At 57.2% G+C, this 17,312-nt stretch carries 14 protein-coding genes and 1 riboswitch; of the genes, 10 read left to right on the top strand and 4 right to left on the bottom strand.

The window, feature by feature from the left end:
* Both leuC and leuD read left to right on the top strand, forming a co-directional pair.
* Window positions 1–1,398 (top strand): 3-isopropylmalate dehydratase large subunit, encoded by a 1,398-nt coding sequence (leuC, locus tag DK872_RS17230; RefSeq protein ID WP_007373132.1) that lies wholly within the window; start codon window positions 1–3, stop codon window positions 1,396–1,398.
* A 10-nt stretch (window positions 1,399–1,408) separates the two neighbouring features.
* Window positions 1,409–2,014, top strand: a complete 606-nt coding sequence (gene leuD, locus DK872_RS17225; RefSeq protein ID WP_007373131.1) for a 3-isopropylmalate dehydratase small subunit — start codon at window positions 1,409–1,411, stop codon at window positions 2,012–2,014.
* A 57-nt stretch (window positions 2,015–2,071) separates the two neighbouring features.
* On the opposite strand, the gene DK872_RS17220 is transcribed toward leuD, so the two are convergent.
* Both DK872_RS17220 and sgrT read right to left on the bottom strand, forming a co-directional pair.
* Complete coding sequence (locus DK872_RS17220; protein ID WP_007373130.1) at window positions 2,072–3,247, bottom strand: sugar efflux transporter; 1,176 nt, start codon at window positions 3,245–3,247, stop codon at window positions 2,072–2,074.
* Between the two features lie 122 nt (window positions 3,248–3,369).
* Entirely contained in the window at window positions 3,370–3,522 is a 153-nt protein-coding gene (sgrT, locus tag DK872_RS17215) for a glucose uptake inhibitor SgrT (RefSeq protein ID WP_007373128.1), read from the bottom strand.
* Between the two features lie 87 nt (window positions 3,523–3,609).
* On the opposite strand from sgrT, the gene sgrR reads away from it, so the two are divergent.
* From sgrR to thiQ, 4 genes are all read left to right on the top strand, one after another.
* On the top strand, window positions 3,610–5,265 hold the full coding sequence (gene sgrR / locus DK872_RS17210) for an HTH-type transcriptional regulator SgrR (protein ID WP_161518587.1): 1,656 nt from the start codon (window positions 3,610–3,612) through the stop codon (window positions 5,263–5,265).
* A 36-nt stretch (window positions 5,266–5,301) separates the two neighbouring features.
* Window positions 5,302–5,402: riboswitch (TPP riboswitch) on the top strand.
* 32 nt (window positions 5,403–5,434) lie between these two features.
* On the top strand, window positions 5,435–6,418 hold the full coding sequence (gene thiB / locus DK872_RS17205) for a thiamine ABC transporter substrate binding subunit (protein WP_144135748.1): 984 nt from the start codon (window positions 5,435–5,437) through the stop codon (window positions 6,416–6,418).
* A complete protein-coding gene (thiP, locus tag DK872_RS17200; RefSeq protein ID WP_007373125.1) occupies window positions 6,394–8,004 on the top strand; it encodes a thiamine/thiamine pyrophosphate ABC transporter permease ThiP in 1,611 nt (536 codons plus the stop codon). Before thiB ends, thiP begins: the two co-directional genes overlap by 25 nt.
* A complete protein-coding gene (thiQ, locus tag DK872_RS17195; RefSeq protein ID WP_161518586.1) occupies window positions 7,988–8,689 on the top strand; it encodes a thiamine ABC transporter ATP-binding protein ThiQ in 702 nt (233 codons plus the stop codon). Before thiP ends, thiQ begins: the two co-directional genes overlap by 17 nt.
* Here thiQ and DK872_RS17190 read toward each other — a convergent pair.
* On the bottom strand, window positions 8,683–9,453 hold the full coding sequence (locus DK872_RS17190) for a DedA family protein (protein WP_007373123.1): 771 nt from the start codon (window positions 9,451–9,453) through the stop codon (window positions 8,683–8,685). The genes thiQ and DK872_RS17190 overlap by 7 nt on opposite strands.
* Window positions 9,454–9,580: 127 nt before the next feature.
* Window positions 9,581–10,426 (bottom strand): arabinose operon transcriptional regulator AraC, encoded by an 846-nt coding sequence (gene araC, locus DK872_RS17185; RefSeq protein WP_007373122.1) that lies wholly within the window; start codon window positions 10,424–10,426, stop codon window positions 9,581–9,583.
* Window positions 10,427–10,764: 338 nt separating this feature from the next.
* Here araC and araB point away from each other — a divergent pair, with 338 nt between their 5' ends.
* The 4 genes from araB to polB all read left to right on the top strand — a co-directional run bounded on the left by araB (window position 10,765) and on the right by polB (window position 17,195).
* Entirely contained in the window at window positions 10,765–12,456 is a 1,692-nt protein-coding gene (gene araB, locus DK872_RS17180; RefSeq protein WP_007373120.1) for a ribulokinase, read from the top strand.
* A 10-nt stretch (window positions 12,457–12,466) separates the two neighbouring features.
* Window positions 12,467–13,969, top strand: coding sequence for an L-arabinose isomerase (gene araA / locus DK872_RS17175; RefSeq protein ID WP_007373119.1), 1,503 nt, complete (start codon window positions 12,467–12,469; stop codon window positions 13,967–13,969).
* 99 nt (window positions 13,970–14,068) lie between these two features.
* Window positions 14,069–14,764, top strand: a complete 696-nt coding sequence (gene araD / locus DK872_RS17170; RefSeq protein ID WP_161518585.1) for an L-ribulose-5-phosphate 4-epimerase — start codon at window positions 14,069–14,071, stop codon at window positions 14,762–14,764.
* A 73-nt stretch (window positions 14,765–14,837) separates the two neighbouring features.
* Window positions 14,838–17,195: a DNA polymerase II gene (polB, locus tag DK872_RS17165; RefSeq protein ID WP_161518584.1), complete on the top strand. Its 2,358-nt coding sequence runs from the start codon at window positions 14,838–14,840 to the stop codon at window positions 17,193–17,195.
* The last annotated feature ends 117 nt before the right edge of the window (window positions 17,196–17,312 follow it).

Raw genomic sequence — 17,312 nt, 5'->3', positions numbered from 1 at the left:
ATGGCTAAGAGTTTGTACGAAAAATTGTTTGATGCGCACGTTGTGTATGAAGCGCCAAACGAAACCCCATTGCTGTATATCGATCGCCATCTGGTGCACGAAGTGACCTCGCCGCAGGCGTTTGACGGCCTGCGCGCACACAAACGCCCGGTGCGCCAACCGGGTAAAACCTTCGCCACCATGGATCATAACGTCTCCACGCAGACCAAAGACATTAACGCTTCCGGCGAAATGGCGCGTATCCAGATGCAGGAATTGATCAAAAACTGCAACGAATTCGGCGTTGAGCTGTATGACCTGAATCACCCGTACCAGGGGATTGTCCACGTGATGGGGCCAGAACAGGGCATCACCCTGCCGGGTATGACCATTGTTTGTGGCGACTCGCACACCGCAACCCACGGCGCGTTTGGCGCGCTGGCCTTCGGTATCGGCACGTCGGAAGTTGAGCATGTGCTGGCAACGCAGACCCTGAAACAGGGCCGCGCCAAAACCATGAAGATCGAGGTGAAAGGCACTGCGGCTCCGGGGATCACCGCCAAAGATATCGTGTTAGCGATCATTGGCAAAACCGGTAGCGCAGGCGGTACTGGTCATGTGGTGGAATTCTGCGGTGATGCAATTCGTGCGCTGAGCATGGAAGGCCGCATGACGCTGTGCAACATGGCCATTGAGATGGGCGCGAAAGCCGGTCTTGTCGCACCGGACGAGACCACCTTTAACTACGTGAAAGGCCGTCTGCATGCGCCGAAAGGCAAAGATTTTGATGAGGCTGTTGCTTACTGGAAAACCCTGCACACCGACGAAGGGGCAACTTTCGACACCGTTGTAACCTTGCAGGCAGAAGATATCGCGCCGCAAGTAACCTGGGGCACCAACCCGGGCCAGGTGATTTCGGTGACGGATATCATCCCCGATCCGGCATCGTTCGCCGATCCGGTTGAGCGCGCCTCAGCAGAAAAAGCGCTGGCTTATATGGGCCTGAAACCGGGAATTCCACTGACTGAAGTGGCGATTGATAAAGTGTTTATCGGTTCCTGCACAAACTCGCGTATCGAAGATTTACGCGCCGCAGCGGAGATCGCTAAAGGCCGCAAAGTTGCGCCGGGCGTACAGGCGCTGGTAGTACCTGGCTCTGGTCCGGTGAAAGCGCAGGCGGAAGCGGAAGGTCTGGATAAGATCTTTATCGAAGCCGGTTTCGAATGGCGTTTGCCTGGCTGCTCTATGTGCCTGGCAATGAACAACGACCGCCTGAACCCCGGCGAACGTTGTGCATCCACCAGTAACCGTAACTTTGAAGGCCGTCAGGGCCGCGGCGGACGCACGCATCTGGTCAGCCCGGCAATGGCTGCCGCTGCGGCGGTAACCGGTCATTTCGCCGATATTCGTAGCCTGTAAGGAGATCAACATGGCAGAGAAATTTACCCAACACACCGGCCTGGTTGTTCCGCTGGATGCCGCCAACGTCGATACGGACGCGATTATCCCGAAACAGTTCCTGCAAAAGGTTACGCGTACCGGTTTTGGCGCCCATCTGTTTAATGACTGGCGCTTCCTTGATGATAAAGGCGAGCAGCCGAACCCGGAGTTCGTGCTGAACTTTCCGCAATACAAAGGCGCATCGATTTTGCTGGCGCGCGAAAACTTTGGCTGCGGCTCCTCACGCGAGCATGCGCCGTGGGCGCTGACCGATTACGGCTTCAAAGTGGTGATTGCGCCGAGCTTCGCCGATATCTTCTATGGCAACAGCTTTAACAACCAGTTGCTGCCGGTGACGCTGAGCGAAGAGGATGTTGATGCGCTGTTCACGCTGGTACAGAACAACCCGGGCACGACCTTTGAGGTGGATCTGGAAGCGCAGGTGGTAAAAGCGGGCGGGAAATCCTACAGCTTTAACATTGACGCCTTCCGCCGTCACTGCATGCTGAACGGTCTGGACAGCATTGGCCTGACGCTTCAGCATGAAGACGCGATTGCCGCTTACGAAAGCAAGCAACCGGCGTTTATGAGCTAACAGAAGCAGACTGCTTGCCGGATGGCGCTAACGCTTATCCGGCAGGCAAATAAAAACTCACACATCCTTCACGCGGCTGGTCAGCAGCAGCGCCGCCACGGAAATCACCGCAATCCCTACGTACACCGCCCCGTGACTAAAACTTTGCGCCAGCGCGCCCTGAATCACCCCGGCAAGAATCACCCCGGTTGAAATACTGTTGGTAAACAACGTTGTCGCCGAACCGGCACGCCCTGGCATTAAATCCTGAAACCACAGCATACCGATACCGGCGACGATGCCGATAAAGATCGCATTGAACAGTTGCAGCACCAGCAGCGCCGTCTGGCTGTGGAAGAAGATCAACCCCAGATAGAACACCACGCCCGCGGCGACGGCTGTCACCATCATCCTCCTCTTGCCCAGATGTTTGACAAAATATCCGGCCAGGATCATCGCCGGGATCTCCAGACCAGCAGCGGTGCCCATCAGGATCCCGGCGAGTTTATCCGGCAGCCCCAGCTCCTGGCTAATCCACAGTGGCATGTCGATGATGTACATGGTGTTGCAGGTCCACATCAGCGTTGAGGCGATAAACAACATACGCACGTTCTTATCGCCCCAGCCGCTCACTTCCGTGACTGCGACGGCGGGCTGCGCCACGCGCGGCACCGAGGGCAGCCAGAAGGCAATCATCACCAGGCTTATCACAAAAAGCCCGGCTGCAATGGTGAACATAGCGGTAAAGCCGTAATTGAGCGCCAGCATAAACGCCAGCGGCGGGCCAATCACCCACGCCAGCGAGAGCTGCGCACGCATCACCGAACTAAACATCACCACTTCCCGCGCAGAACTGTCGGCATATTCGCGCGCCAGCGCAAAGAGTTGCGGCATCGCGGTATTGGCGAGCGAGGCCAGCAGCACGCCGCAGGTGATAAGCGTCAGATAGTGACGGTTGAAGGCAAACAACAGCGCGTTACCCACCGCCATCAGGCAACAAAAGAGGATCAGCTTGCGGCGATCGCCCTGGTTATCGGAACGTTTTGCCAGCCACAGGCTGACCAGGATCCCGGCTACCGCGTTGACGGTATAAAACAGCCCGATCCAGAAAGGCTGCGCCCCCACTTCGCGGCTGAGAAACAGGCTTAGCGTCGGTGCCTGCACCGCGCCGGCAACCCCCATCATAAACGCAACGATCATAAAAGCGATGTAAACACCGTTGAGACGGCGTCCCATCGTCATTAACCAGAGCATGAACGTTTCCTTTTCAAAAGCGGCAAAAGCCGCTGAAATCATAAACGAAAAAAGCCAGCAAAAAATATTTTGCTGGCGGGTGCATTCGCACTTAATACTCAGTCACACATGATGGCCGCGATTCAGTCCTTCGAGATCGGCGTTGTCACTTCCCACTGCATCAGTTCTTCCAGCATTTTCAGGCGCTGCCCTGCACTCTGACGGGCGAGCCAGCACACATCCTGCGTGGCGCGAAAATAAGCCAGATAAAACCGTCGTATGGATGATCTCTGCATACCACCTCCTCGCTTTCATCGAAGAGAAGTATTGGCTTAATATAGGGAGAAATAAATTGCTGAGTTTTTATCAGGAGTTCCCCTTTTATGTCTTCTGGCCGCCTGCAACAGCAGTTCATCCGTTTGTGGCAATGCTGCGACGGAAAATCTCAAGAAACCACGCTCAATGAGCTGGCCGAGCTGCTCAGTTGCTCGCGCCGTCATATGCGCACGCTGCTAAATACCATGCAGGAGCGCGGCTGGCTGACATGGGACGCAGAAGCGGGGCGCGGCAAGCGTTCGCGTCTGACGTTCCTCTATACCGGGCTGGCGCTCCAGCAGCAGCGGGCGGAGGATCTGCTGGAGCAGGATCGTATCGATCAGTTGGTTCAACTGGTGGGCGATAAAGAAGCCGTCCGCCAGATGCTGGTCTCCCATCTTGGACGCACCTTTCGCCAGGGGCGACATATCCTGCGCGTGCTCTATTATCGCCCGCTGCGCAACCTGCTGCCGGGCACGCCATTACGACGCTCTGAAACCCATATGGCGCGGCAAATCTTTAGCGCGTTGACGCGCATAAATGAGGAAAATGGGGAACTGGAAGCGGATATCGCTCATCACTGGAAAGCGATTTCCCCTTTACACTGGCGCTTTTATTTACGCCCCGGCATCCACTTTCATAATGGCCGCGAGCTGGAAATGAGCGATGTGATTGCTTCCCTGCAACGGGCGACCGCCCTGCCGCTCTATTCGCATATCCGCGAGGTTGTCTCTCCAACCCCCTGGACGCTGGATATTCATCTCTGGCAGCCGGATAACTGGCTCCCCTGGCTGATGGGGCATGTGCCCTCCATGATCTTGCCGCAGGAGTGGAACACCCAGCATCATTTCGCCAGCCAGCCGGTTGGCACCGGCCCGTATGCCGTGGTGCGCAATACCAATAACCAATTAAAAATTCATGCCTTTGATGACTATTTCGGCTTCCGCGCCCTGATTGATGAAGTGAATGTCTGGGTGCTGCCGGATCTCAGCGACGACCCGACCTGCGGGCTGACGCTGGAAGGGCCAACCGGCGATGAAAAAGCGGTCGAAAGCCGACTGGAAGAGGGCTGCTACTATCTGCTGTTTGACGCGCGTTCCAGCCGCGGCGCCAGCCCGGCGGTCAGAGAGTGGGTAAGCCAGATCCTCTCCCCCGCCAGCCTGTTATGGCATGCCGACGGGCGCTATCAACGTTACTGGTTCCCGGCCTACGGCCTGTTGCCGCGCTGGCATCATGCCCGTCCAGGCGTCGGCGAGAAGCCTGCCGGGCTGGAATCCCTGACGCTCACCTTTTACCGTGAACACAACGAGCACGAGGCGCTCTCCCGTATCATGAGCGACTTACTGGCAGAACAGGGGGTAAAACTTCACGTACAAAGGGTGGAGTACGCCGAGTGGCATCGGGGTGAAGCAACCAGCGATCTGTGGCTTAACAGCGCCAACTTTACCCTGCCGCTCAACTTCTCGGTCTTTGCCAACCTGTATGAAGTGCCGTTGTTGCAGCACTGTATTCCGATCGACTGGCAGGCCGCCGCTACCGAGTGGCGCGCCGGAAAGATGAACCTCGCCGCCTGGTCTCAGCAGTTACTGGTCAGTAAAGCGATGGTGCCGTTAATCCACCACTGGCTAAGGATCCAGGGGCAACGCAGTATGCGCGGGCTGCGCATGAACACGCTGGGCTGGTTTGACTTTAAATCGGCCTGGTATGCGCCGCCCGATCCATAACGCTTTCGCATTTTTTACCAAATCATTACAATAGCGGCGTTCTCAACGGGGTGCTGCGCCAATGGCGTGTGCTGAGAAAATACCCGTCGAACCTGATCCGGATAACGCCGGCGAAGGGATTTGAGGCTGCCTCTCAAAATCCTTTGCCACCCATTTTTTGAGGTGCAAAGTGTTAAAAAAATCATTGCCATTACTGCTGTTGATTGCCGCTCCCGTTTTTGCCAAACCCGTACTCACCGTCTACACCTATGACTCCTTCTCCGCAGACTGGGGCCCCGGCCCGGCAGTGAAGAAAGCCTTTGAAAGCGACTGCAACTGCGAACTGAAATTTGTGGCGCTAGAAGATGGCGTCTCGCTGCTCAATCGTCTGCGTATGGAAGGCAAAAACAGCAAAGCGGATGTGGTGCTTGGGCTGGATAACAATCTGCTGGAAGCGGCAACGCAAACCAAACTGTTCGCCAGAAGCGGCGTGGCGACGGATGCCGTCAACGTGCCTGGCGGCTGGAAAAACGACACCTTTGTGCCGTTCGACTACGGCTGGTTCGCCTTCGTTTACGATAAAAACAAACTGAAAAATCCGCCGAAAAGCCTGAAAGAACTGGTGGAAAGCGATCAGAAATGGCGCGTGATCTACGAAGATCCCCGTACCAGTACGCCGGGCCTTGGTCTGCTGCTGTGGATGCAAAAAGTGTACGGCGACAAAGCCCCGGACGCCTGGCAGAAGCTGGCAGCCAAAACGGTGACTGTCACCAAAGGCTGGAGCGAAGCCTACGGCTTGTTCCTGAAAGGGGAAAGCGATCTGGTGCTGAGTTACACCACCTCGCCCGCCTACCATCTGATTGAAGAGAAAAAAGACAACTACGCAGCGGCGAATTTCAGCGAAGGGCACTACTTGCAGGTCGAAGTTGCCGCCCGCACTGCCGCCAGCAAACAGCCGGAGCTGGCGGAAAAATTTTTGAAATTTATGGTGTCTCCGGCCTTCCAGAACACCATCGCCACCGGCAACTGGATGTACCCGGTCAGCAAAGTACCGCTACCGGCAGGGTTTGATACGCTGCAAAAACCGCAAACCTCGCTTGAATTCACGCCGCAAGAAGTCGCGACTCAACGCGCATCATGGATTAATGCATGGCAACGCGCCGTCAGCCGCTGATTGCCGGCTGGCTGCTCCCTGGCCTCACCGCCGCCACGCTGATGGTGGCGGTGGCGCTGGCCGCTTTTCTGGCGCTGTGGCAAAACGCACCGCTAACCGATCTGTCGGCCTTCTGGCACGACAGCTATCTGTGGCATGTGGTGCGTTTCTCCTTCTGGCAGGCCTTTCTCTCTGCCCTGCTCTCCGTTTTTCCGGCGATTTTCCTCGCTCGCGCCCTGTACCGACGGCGTTTCCCTGGCCGCCTTGCGCTGCTGCGTCTGTGCGCCATGACGCTGATTCTGCCAGTGCTGGTGGCAGTATTCGGCATTCTCAGCGTGTATGGCCGCCAGGGCTGGCTGGCCTCGCTGTGGCATATTTTCGGGCTGGAGTGGCATTTCTCGCCCTATGGCCTGCAAGGCATCTTGCTGGCGCATGTGTTCTTCAACCTGCCGATGGCAGCGCGTTTGCTGCTACAAGCGCTGGAGCAGATCCCCGGCGAGCAGCGCCAGCTTGCCGCGCAATTAGGCATGCGCGGCTGGGCTTTTTTCCGCTTTGTTGAATGGCCGTGGCTGCGCCGCCAGATTCCACCAACCGCAGCGCTGATCTTTATGCTCTGTTTCGCCAGCTTCGCCACGGTGCTGTCGCTGGGCGGCGGACCGCAGGCCACCACCATTGAGCTGGCGATCTATCAGGCGCTGAGTTTTGATTTTGATCCGGCCCGCGCCGCACTGCTGGCGCTGATGCAGATGATTTGCTGCCTTGGCCTGGTGCTGTTAAGCCAGCGCATGAGTAAAGCCATTGCTGTCGGCAACCACCAGATCCAGGGCTGGCGCAATCCGGAAGATCGCTTATTCAGCCGAATAACAGATATCGCCCTGATTGTACTGGCGCTGCTGTTACTGCTGCCGCCGTTGCTGGCGGTGATTGTTGATGGTCTCAATATGAGTCTGCTGAAAGTGCTGGGCGAACCGGTTCTCTGGCAGGCAACAGCCACATCGCTGCGCATCGCGCTGGCCGCCGGGTTGCTGTGTGTCGTGTTGACGATGATGATGCTGTGGAGCAGCCGCGAGCTGCGCGCCCGCCAGCAGACAATGGCTGGCCAGGCGCTGGAGTTGAGCGGTATGTTGATCCTTGCGATGCCGGGGATTGTGCTGGCAACCGGCTTCTTCCTGCTGCTCAATAACAGTATCGGGTTGCCCGCTTCCGCCGACGGCATCGTGATTTTCACCAATGCGCTGATGGCCATCCCTTACGCATTAAAAGTGCTGGAAAACCCGATGCGCGACATTACCGCCCGCTACAGTATGCTGTGCCAGTCGCTCGGAATGCAGGGTTTCCGCCGTCTTCGGGTGGTGGAGCTGCGCGCGCTGCAACGCCCGCTGGCGCAGGCGCTGGCATTCGCCTGCGTATTGTCGATTGGCGATTTCGGTGTGGTGGCGCTGTTTGGTAATGACGACTTCCGCACGCTACCGTTTTATCTTTATCAGCAAATTGGTTCCTATCGCAGCCAGGACGGTGCGGTAACGGCACTGATCCTGCTGCTGCTCTGCTTTATCTTATTCACTGTGATTGAAAAACTTCCGGGCCGCCATGCTAAGACTGATTGATGTCACCTGGCTTTATCAGCATCTGCCGATGCGTTTCACCCTGACGGTGAAAGCGGGCGAGCAGATAGCCATTCTCGGGCCGAGCGGCGCGGGGAAAAGCACCTTGCTGAATCTGATTGCCGGTTTTCTTACCCCGGCGAGCGGCACAATAACCATTGCAGACAACGATCATACCCATACGCCGCCGTCGCAGCGCCCGGTATCCATGTTGTTTCAGGAGAACAATCTGTTCACGCATCTCACGGTGCGGCAGAACATTGGGCTGGGGCTTAATCCGGGACTGAAGTTAAACAGCGAACAGCAGCAAACGCTGCGCCAGATCGCCGAAACCATGGGGCTGGAAGAATTACTGGATCGCCTGCCGGAACAGTTGTCCGGCGGCCAGCGCCAGCGTGTCGCCCTCGCCCGCTGCCTGGTGCGTGAGCAGCCGGTGCTACTGCTGGATGAGCCATTCTCCGCGCTCGATCCGGCGCTGCGCCAGGAGATGTTATTGCTGGTGCAGGAGGTGTGCCGCCGCCAGCAACTGACATTGTTGATGGTTTCGCACAGCGTTGAAGATGCAGCTCGCATCGCTGAACGCTCGCTGGTGGTTGCCGATGGGCGCATTGCCTGGGACGGGAAAACGGATGACCTGCTGAGCGGCAAATCATCGGCCTCTGGGCTACTGGGTATTCGCGGTCAGTGACCGCGGATCACTTTCCCCAGAATCGAGAGATACACTGGCATCAACGGGTGATTAATCAACGTCACCGCAGCCGCGACGCCCGCCACCAGCATTCCCGGTGCCAGCAACAGCAAACGCTGCCGCGGCAGGTAACGGGTTAACTTATCCACGCCCGCCTTGCCGGAACGCCACAGACGCCAGCACAGCCAGCACGCCAGCCACAACAGCACGGCGGTCAGCAGCAGCAACCATTTGAAGTTGCCGCTTTGCATATCGGCAGGAATATCAATCGCCGCACCAGCCAGAATACCAGGCAGGAAATAGAACGGCGGCCAGAACAGGCAGCCAATAATATTCGGCGGCAGGAATTTACGTACCGGCAGATCGAGCATACCTGCGACCATCGGCACCAGCGGACGGGTTGGCCCGACAAAACGCCCAACCAGAATGGTAAACATGCTGTGTTGATGCAGCGCGTGCTCGGTCTTATCCAGCAGCGCTTTGTTCTTTCTCATAAAGGACCAGCGGTGCAGCGGCGCTTTGAAGCGCCAGCCCAACCAGAACGAGATCCAGTCGCCCAGCAGGCAGCCAATAATACCCGCCAGCCACGCCTGCCAGAAATTAACTTCGCCGCTGCCAATCAGCGCGCCCAGTCCGGCCATCATCACCGTACCGGGCAGAATCAACCCGACCAGCGCCAGCGACTCAAAAAATGCCACCAGCGCAATGGCCGTCAGCGAGTATATTGCCGATTGCGTAATAAAATGATCCAGCAGTGCTTCCATAACCCGTCCTGTTCAGCATGAAGGCTGGATTCTCCGGAGCGACTCCGTGAACGTCAACCTTTCAATTATCTGAAAGTTTTACAGGTTATGTCGTATTGCCGAACCCTTTATTGCCAAACTTTACGTTTTATTCGCACCCCGCGCGGAATTCGCTGGGGCTGGCGCCAGTGCATTTCTTAAATACCCGGGAAAAATAAAGCTGATCGTCAAAGCCAACATTGCGCCCAACGCTGGCTATCGGCATTCGCGTGGTGCTAAGCAGCAATTTTGCCTGGCTGATGCGCTGATCCTCGCGCCAGCTCAGGACACTCACGCCCAGTTGCTGACGAAAAAGGTGCGACAGCCGCGACGGTGAAAGACAGACATGTTGCGCTACGCTGGCGATATCAAAATGGTTGTCTGCCAGGTGATCGCTGATGTACTGGCAAGCGTCGCGCACGCGGTTATCCAGCGGTGGATGCAACGATTCGTTGATCGCCTCCATGCGCCGCAGCAATAGCTGCTCCAGCAGGTTGATTGCCAGCAGTTCAGCGTAACGCCCGCCACTTTGCCCGGCATCGATAATTTGCGCGAAAAGATCGCGAAAACATTGCATATTGCCGTCATCAGGACGGTAAAATCCTGTCTGGGAAAACAACGTCGGCCAGTTAAGCCACTCGTGCCAGTAGGCGCGCGGTCGGAAGTAAACCCACTGGTGATACCACTCCGACGCATCGGGATGACGACCGTAGTGGTGAATTTCCCCCGGTGGAAACAGCAAAATATCGCCAGGACGGCAGATAAACTGCTTACCGCCGTTTTTGACCACCCCTTCTCCCTTCACCGTCAGGTTGAGGATATAGCCCTTCATCCCCAGCGGACGATCGATGAAAAAGTCGAGATAGCCTTCCGAATCAATCGGCGTTAAACCCGCAACCAGATGCGCGTTAAACGAGTACCCAGGCAGCAGTGGATCGTTTTGTGATTCAGCCATAAACGCAATACTCCCATACCCGGTAAGGAAACCAATTGTCCATATTGATAAAACCCTCATCCTGCGGCAGCCCGCCGCCCTGAGGCACAGCACACTGTTACGGATTAATCCCGCCAGACGAAAGCAATTACGCCTTTTTTTCGCCCTGAAATGGGCTGAAAAGGGATAACGAAAGTGTCTATAAAGGTGGCAGAAATGTCCACATCGAATTTTTGCACGGCGTCACACTTTGCATTGCCATAGCATTTTTATCCATAAGATTAGCGAATCCTGCCTGACGGTTTTAAGCGCCGCTCACTATGGTTTTCCTAACGGTTATTTTTCATGGAGCAACATACATGGCAATCACAATTGGCCTCGATTTCGGCAGCGATTCAGTACGTGCGCTGGCGGTAGACTGCACATCCGGGGCGGAGATCGCCACCAGCGTTGAGTGGTATCCGCGCTGGCAGGAGGGGCGTTATTGCGATGCGCCAAACAATCAGTTTCGCCACCACCCGCGCGACTACATCGAGTCGATGGAAGCCGCACTAAAAAGCGTGCTGGCTGAACTCAGCGTCGAACAGCGCGCATCGATTAAAGGCATCGGTGTGGACAGTACCGGCTCGACGCCAGCGCCGATAGACGCGGAAGGACGCGTGCTGGCGTTACGCCCGGAGTTCGCCGACAACCCGAACGCCATGTTTGTGTTGTGGAAAGATCACACCGCCGTCGAAGAGGCAGAAGCCATCACCCTGTTGTGCCATAGCGCCGGTAAAACTGACTACTCGCGCTACATTGGCGGCATTTATTCCAGCGAATGGTTCTGGGCCAAAATCCTGCATGTCACCCGCGCCGACAGCGCCGTTGCTCAGGCGGCCGTTTCCTGGATTGAGCTGTGCGACTGGGTGCCAGCCCTGCTCTCCGGCACGACGCGTCCGGAAGCGATTCGTCGCGGACGTTGCAGCGCCGGGCACAAATCGTTGTGGCATGAAAGCTGGGGCGGCCTGCCTCCGGCGGCGTTCTTTGACGAGCTGGATCCGATTATCAATAAACACCTGCGCTGGCCGCTGTTTACCGACACGTACACCGCAGACCTGCCGGTTGGCACGCTAACCGCGGAATGGGCTCAGCGTCTGGGGCTTTCCGAATCGGTGGTGATTTCCGGCGGCGCATTCGACTGCCATATGGGTGCCGTCGGCGCGGGCGCACAGCCCAACACGCTGGTGAAAGTGATTGGCACCTCGACCTGCGACATCCTGATTGCCGATAAGCAGAGCGTTGGCACTCGCGCGGTGAAAGGGATTTGCGGTCAGGTGGATGGCAGCGTCGTGCCCGATTTTATCGGCCTTGAAGCCGGGCAATCCGCCTTTGGCGATATCTATGCCTGGTTTGGTCGCGTCCTCGGCTGGCCGCTGGAACAACTGGCGCAGCAGCATCCGGAACTGAAAGCACAAATCAAAGCGCAGCAGAAACAGTTGCTGCCAGCCCTGACTGATGCCTGGGTTAAAAACCCGTCACTCGAACATCTGCCGGTCGTGCTCGACTGGTTTAACGGCCGTCGCACACCCAACGCCAACCAGCGTCTGAAAGGGGTGATCACCGATCTCAATCTGGCGACCGATGCGCCCGCGCTGTTCGGCGGCCTGATCGCCGCCACCGCCTTTGGCGCGCGCGCCATTATGGAGTGCTTCACCGAACAAGGTATCGCCGTGGATAACGTGATGGCGCTCGGCGGTATTGCCCGTAAAAACCTCGGCGTGATGCAGGCCTGCTGCGACGTACTTAACCGCCCATTACAGGTCGTGGCCTCTGAACAGTGCTGCGCGCTGGGTGCCGCGATTTTCGCCGCCGTAGCGGCAGAGGTTCATGCGGATATCCCGGCAGCACAGCGCTCGATGGCCAGCGCCATCGAGAAAACCCTACAGCCTTCGGCGCAGGCACCACAGTTTGAACGGCTCTACCGCCGCTACCAACAGTGGGCAAAAAGCGCCGAACAGCACTATCTCCCTTCCGCCGCGACAACCTCGCAGGCCGCGTTAACTCATTAAGGACAAGATCATGACTATTTTCGACAATTATGAAGTATGGTTCGTTATTGGCAGCCAGCACCTGTACGGCCCGGAAGCCCTGAAGCAGGTGACAAAGCATGCCGATCAGGTGGTCAACGCCCTTAATGCAGAAGCGAAACTGCCCTGTAAGCTGGTGCTGAAGCCGCTGGGAACCTCGCCAGATGAGATCACCGCAATCTGCCGCGACGCCAACTACGATGACAAGTGCGCCGGGATGGTGGTGTGGCTGCACACCTTCTCTCCAGCCAAAATGTGGATTAACGGCCTGACCATCCTCAATAAACCGCTGCTGCAATTCCACACTCAATTCAACGCGTCCCTGCCGTGGGACAGCATCGATATGGACTTTATGAACCTGAACCAGACCGCGCACGGCGGCCGCGAGTTCGGTTTTATCGGCGCGCGCATGCGCCTGCAGCACAGCGTGGTCACCGGCCACTGGCAGGATCGCCATGCCCATGCGCGCATTGGCGCGTGGATGCGTCAGGCGGTTTCCAAACAGGATACCCGCCATCTGAAAGTGGTGCGCTTTGGCGACAACATGCGCGAAGTGGCGGTGACGGACGGCGATAAAGTCGCTGCACAGATCAAATTTGGCTTCTCGGTGAATACCTGGGGCGTCGGCGATCTGGTGCAGGTGGTGAACGCGGTTAGCGATGGTGATGTCAATGCGCTGGTGGATGAGTATGAAAGCAGCTACCGCCTGACACCTGCGGCGCAGGTTCATGGCGACAAACGCCAGAACGTGCTGGATGCCGCGCGCATCGAACTGGGGATGAAACGCTTCCTTGAAGAGGGTGGTTTCCATGCTTTTACCACCACCTTCGAAGATCTTCACGGTCTGAAACAACTGCCGGGTCTGGCGGTGCAGCGTCTGATGCAGCAGGGCTACGGCTTTGCCGGTGAAGGCGACTGGAAGACCGCCGCGCTGCTGCGCATCATGAAAGTGATGTCCGGCGGTTTAAGCGGCGGTACCTCCTTTATGGAGGATTACACCTACCACTTTGAGAAAGGCAACGACCTGGTGCTGGGTTCTCATATGCTGGAAGTGTGCCCGTCTATCGCCCTTGATGAGAAACCGACGCTGGATGTGCAGTACCTGGGTATCGGCGGTAAAGCCGATCCGGCACGTCTGATCTTCTCGACCAAAACAGGACCGGCGATCAATGCCAGCCTGATCGATCTGGGCGATCGCTTCCGCCTGCTGGTGAACTGCGTCGATGCGGTCAAAACCCCGCACGATCTGCCAAAACTGCCGGTGGCGAACGCGCTGTGGAAAGCGCAGCCGGATCTGCCAACCGCTTCCGAAGCCTGGATCCTGGCGGGCGGCGCGCACCACACCGTCTTTAGCCACGCCCTGACGCTGGACGATATGCGCCAGTTCAGCGAGCTGCATGACATCGAGCTGACGGTTATCGACAACGATACCCGCCTGCCGGCGTTTAAAGATGCGCTGCGCTGGAACGAAGTCTATTACGGTTCAAAACGCTAACGCCAGATGCCCGCGCCCGGTGGCACTTCTTTTACCGGGCCTGCGGGTATCCCCGGCCGGGTAAACGCTAGTGCCATCCGGCAATAGCAGGAGAAGGAAATGCTCGAAGATCTTAAACGTCAGGTGCTGGAAGCTAACCTCGCGCTGCCGAAACACAATCTGGTGACGCTGACCTGGGGTAATGTCAGCGCAGTTGATCGCGCGCGCGGCGTGCTGGTGATCAAACCTTCTGGCGTCGATTACAGTGTGATGACCGCCGACGATATGGTGGTCGTCAATATCACGACCGGTGAAGTGGTGGAAGGCAACAAAAAACCCTCCTCGGACACCCCAACGCACCGCTTGTTGTACCAGGCTTTTCCTGGTATTGGCGGCATCGTGCATACCCATTCCCGCCATGCCACCATCTGGGCACAGGCTGGTCAGCCAATCCCGGCAACCGGTACCACGCATGCGGACTATTTTTACGGCGAGATCCCCTGCACACGTAAGATGACCGATGAGGAAATCAACGGAGAATACGAGTGGGAAACCGGTAATGTGATTGTCGAAACCTTTGAAAAACAGGGTATTGATCCCGCCCAAATGCCCGGCGTGCTGGTGCATTCTCACGGGCCTTTCGCCTGGGGGAAAACCGCCGATGACGCAGTGCATAACGCGATTGTGCTGGAAGAAGTGGCTTATATGGGCATCTTCTGTCGCCAGCTCGACCCGCGTCTGCCCGCCATGCAGCAAACGCTGCTGGATAAACACTACCTGCGCAAACACGGTACCAAAGCTTACTACGGCCAATAACTGTATAAAACCACAGCATAACTGTATAAACCAGGCTATAATATCGCCTGGTTTTATTTTATGAGAGAACGCTGTGGCGCAGGCGCAAGAAGGCTTTTTATTAACCCGTCACTGGCGGGATACTCCTGGCGGCACCGAGGTGGAATTCTGGCTGGCGACGGATAACGGCCCCTTGCGCGTTGTGCTACCGCCGCAGGAGTCGGTGGCCTTTATCCCCGCTGCGCAGGCAGAAATGGCCCGTCGCCTGTTAAGCAATGAAAAACAGTGGCGGCTCACGCCGCTCGAACTGTGCGATTTCCACCGCCAGCCTGTATTCGGTCTCTATTGCCGCGCTCATCGCCAGCTGATGCGCCTGGAAAAGCTGCTGCGCGAAGGCGGCGTAACGCTCTACGAAGCCGATGTTCGCCCGCCGGAGCGCTTTCTGATGGAGCGCTTTATCACCGCGCCGGTATGGGTAGATGGCGAACCGCAGGGCGACGCGCTGATCAATGCGCGCCTCAAACCTAATCCCCACTATCGCCCGCCGCTGAAATGGGTGTCGCTGGATATCGAAACCAGCCGCCACGGCGAGCTTTACTGCATCGGTCTGGAAGGCTGCGGACAGCGTACGGTCTATATGCTGGGGCCGGAAAACGGCAGCGCGCAGGGGCTGGATTTCGATCTGGAATATGTTGCCAGCCGCCCGCAACTGCTGGAAAAACTCAACGCCTGGTTCGCCACGCACGATCCGGATGTCATCATCGGCTGGAACGTGGTGCAGTTCGATCTGCGCGTACTGCAAAAAAGCGCCGAGCGTTACCGCGTGCCGCTCACCCTTGGACGGCACGGCAGCGAGCTGGAGTGGCGCGAGCACGGTTTTAAAAATGGCGTCTTCTTCGCACAGGCCACTGGTCGGCTGATTATCGACGGCATCGAAGCGCTGAAGTCCGCTTTCTGGAATTTCTCCTCTTTCTCGCTGGAAGCAGTATCACAGGAGCTACTCGGCGAAGGTAAAGCCATCGACAACCCGTGGGATCGAATGGACGAAATCGACCGCCGGTTCGCCGAAAATAAACCGGCGCTCGCCACCTATAACCTGAAGGATTGCGAGCTGGTGACGCGCATCTTCCATAAAACGGAGATCATGCCGTTTCTGCTGGAGCGCGCCACGGTCAACGGCTTGCCGGTAGACCGGCACGGCGGGTCGGTCGCCGCATTCAGCCATCTCTATTTTCCGCGCATGCACCGCGCAGGTTTCGTGGCGCCGAATCTCGGCGAGGTGCCACCGCAGGCAAGCCCTGGCGGCTATGTGATGGATTCCCGTCCAGGGCTTTACGATTCGGTGCTGGTGCTGGATTACAAAAGTCTTTATCCCTCGATTATCCGTACCTTTCTTATCGATCCGGTCGGTCTGGTGGAAGGTATGGCACGACCGGAGCCCGCACACAGCACCGAAGGCTTTCTTGGCGCGTGGTTTTCCCGCGAGAAACACTGCCTGCCGGAGATTGTCGGCCAAATCTGGCACGGGCGCGATGATGCTAAACGACAGGGAAATAAACCGCTGTCGCAGGCATTAAAGATCATCATGAACGCCTTTTACGGCGTGCTCGGCACCAGCGCGTGCCGCTTTTTCGATCCCCGTCTGGCGTCATCGATCACCATGCGCGGCCATCAGATCATGCGCCAGACCAAAGCGCTGATTGAAGAACAGGGTTTTGATGTCATTTACGGCGATACCGATTCAACCTTCGTCTGGCTGAAGAAGGCGCACAGCGAAGAAGCGGCAGCGCGCATCGGTCAATCCCTGGTGGAACACGTCAACGCCTGGTGGGCCGCGTATTTGCAAAATGAGGGGCTGGAGAGCGCGCTGGAGCTGGAGTTTGAAACCCATTTCTGCCGTTTTCTGATGCCGACCATTCGCGGTACTGAGCAGGGCAGTAAAAAACGCTACGCCGGGCTGATTCAGGAAGGCGACAACCAGCGCATGGTGTTTAAGGGGCTGGAAACGGTGCGTACCGACTGGACGCCGCTGGCGCAGCAGTTTCAGCAAACGCTCTATCTGCGCGTATTTCGTAATGAACCGTATCAGGATTACGTACGGGAGACGATCGCCAGCCTGATGGCGGGCGAACTGGATGAGCAACTGGTCTACCGTAAGCGTCTGCGCCGCGCGCTGGGCGAGTATGAGCGTAATGTGCCGCCGCATGTGCGCGCTGCCCGCCTGGCCGATGAAGAGAACGTAAAACGCGGCCGCCCGGCACAATATCAGAATCGCGGCACCATTAAATACGTCTGGACCACCAGCGGCCCTGAGCCGGTGGATTATCAGCGCTCGCCGCTCGATTACGATCACTATCTCAGTAAACAGCTACAGCCGGTCGCCGACGGAATTCTCCCTTTCATTGACGACGATTTTGCTACACTTCTTACGGGGCAACTGGGGCTGTTTTAATGGCGCATTTGCATTAAAGCTGCACTTTTCAGGCTATACGAATGTGACGTCATCCAGTACCATAGCGCCCTTCCTTTTTCTGGTCCCAATTTTGTTCGCCCCCGCCTCCCTTCAGGC

The organism is Kosakonia sp. MH5, from assembly GCF_009935945.1.
Taxonomy (GTDB): Bacteria; Pseudomonadota; Gammaproteobacteria; order Enterobacterales; family Enterobacteriaceae; genus Kosakonia; species Kosakonia radicincitans.
This window is presented reverse-complemented; position numbering and strand designations above follow the sequence as displayed.

Bases quoted from the DNA above. Each gene is read 5' to 3' on its own strand.
- thiQ (WP_161518586.1), top strand. From the start codon at position 7,988: ATGCTAAGACTGATTGATGTCACCTGGCTTTATCAGCATCTGCCGATG.
- DK872_RS17220 (WP_007373130.1), bottom strand. From the start codon at position 3,247: ATGCTCTGGTTAATGACGATGGGACGCCGTCTCAACGGTGTTTACATC.
- araB (WP_007373120.1), top strand. From the start codon at position 10,765: ATGGCAATCACAATTGGCCTCGATTTCGGCAGCGATTCAGTACGTGCG.
- araD (WP_161518585.1), top strand. From the start codon at position 14,069: ATGCTCGAAGATCTTAAACGTCAGGTGCTGGAAGCTAACCTCGCGCTG.
- araA (WP_007373119.1), top strand. From the start codon at position 12,467: ATGACTATTTTCGACAATTATGAAGTATGGTTCGTTATTGGCAGCCAG.
- sgrR (WP_161518587.1), top strand. From the start codon at position 3,610: ATGTCTTCTGGCCGCCTGCAACAGCAGTTCATCCGTTTGTGGCAATGC.
- araC (WP_007373122.1), bottom strand. From the start codon at position 10,426: ATGGCTGAATCACAAAACGATCCACTGCTGCCTGGGTACTCGTTTAAC.
- sgrT (WP_007373128.1), bottom strand. From the start codon at position 3,522: ATGCAGAGATCATCCATACGACGGTTTTATCTGGCTTATTTTCGCGCC.
- leuC (WP_007373132.1), top strand. From the start codon at position 1: ATGGCTAAGAGTTTGTACGAAAAATTGTTTGATGCGCACGTTGTGTAT.
- DK872_RS17190 (WP_007373123.1), bottom strand. From the start codon at position 9,453: ATGGAAGCACTGCTGGATCATTTTATTACGCAATCGGCAATATACTCG.
- leuD (WP_007373131.1), top strand. From the start codon at position 1,409: ATGGCAGAGAAATTTACCCAACACACCGGCCTGGTTGTTCCGCTGGAT.
- thiP (WP_007373125.1), top strand. From the start codon at position 6,394: ATGGCAACGCGCCGTCAGCCGCTGATTGCCGGCTGGCTGCTCCCTGGC.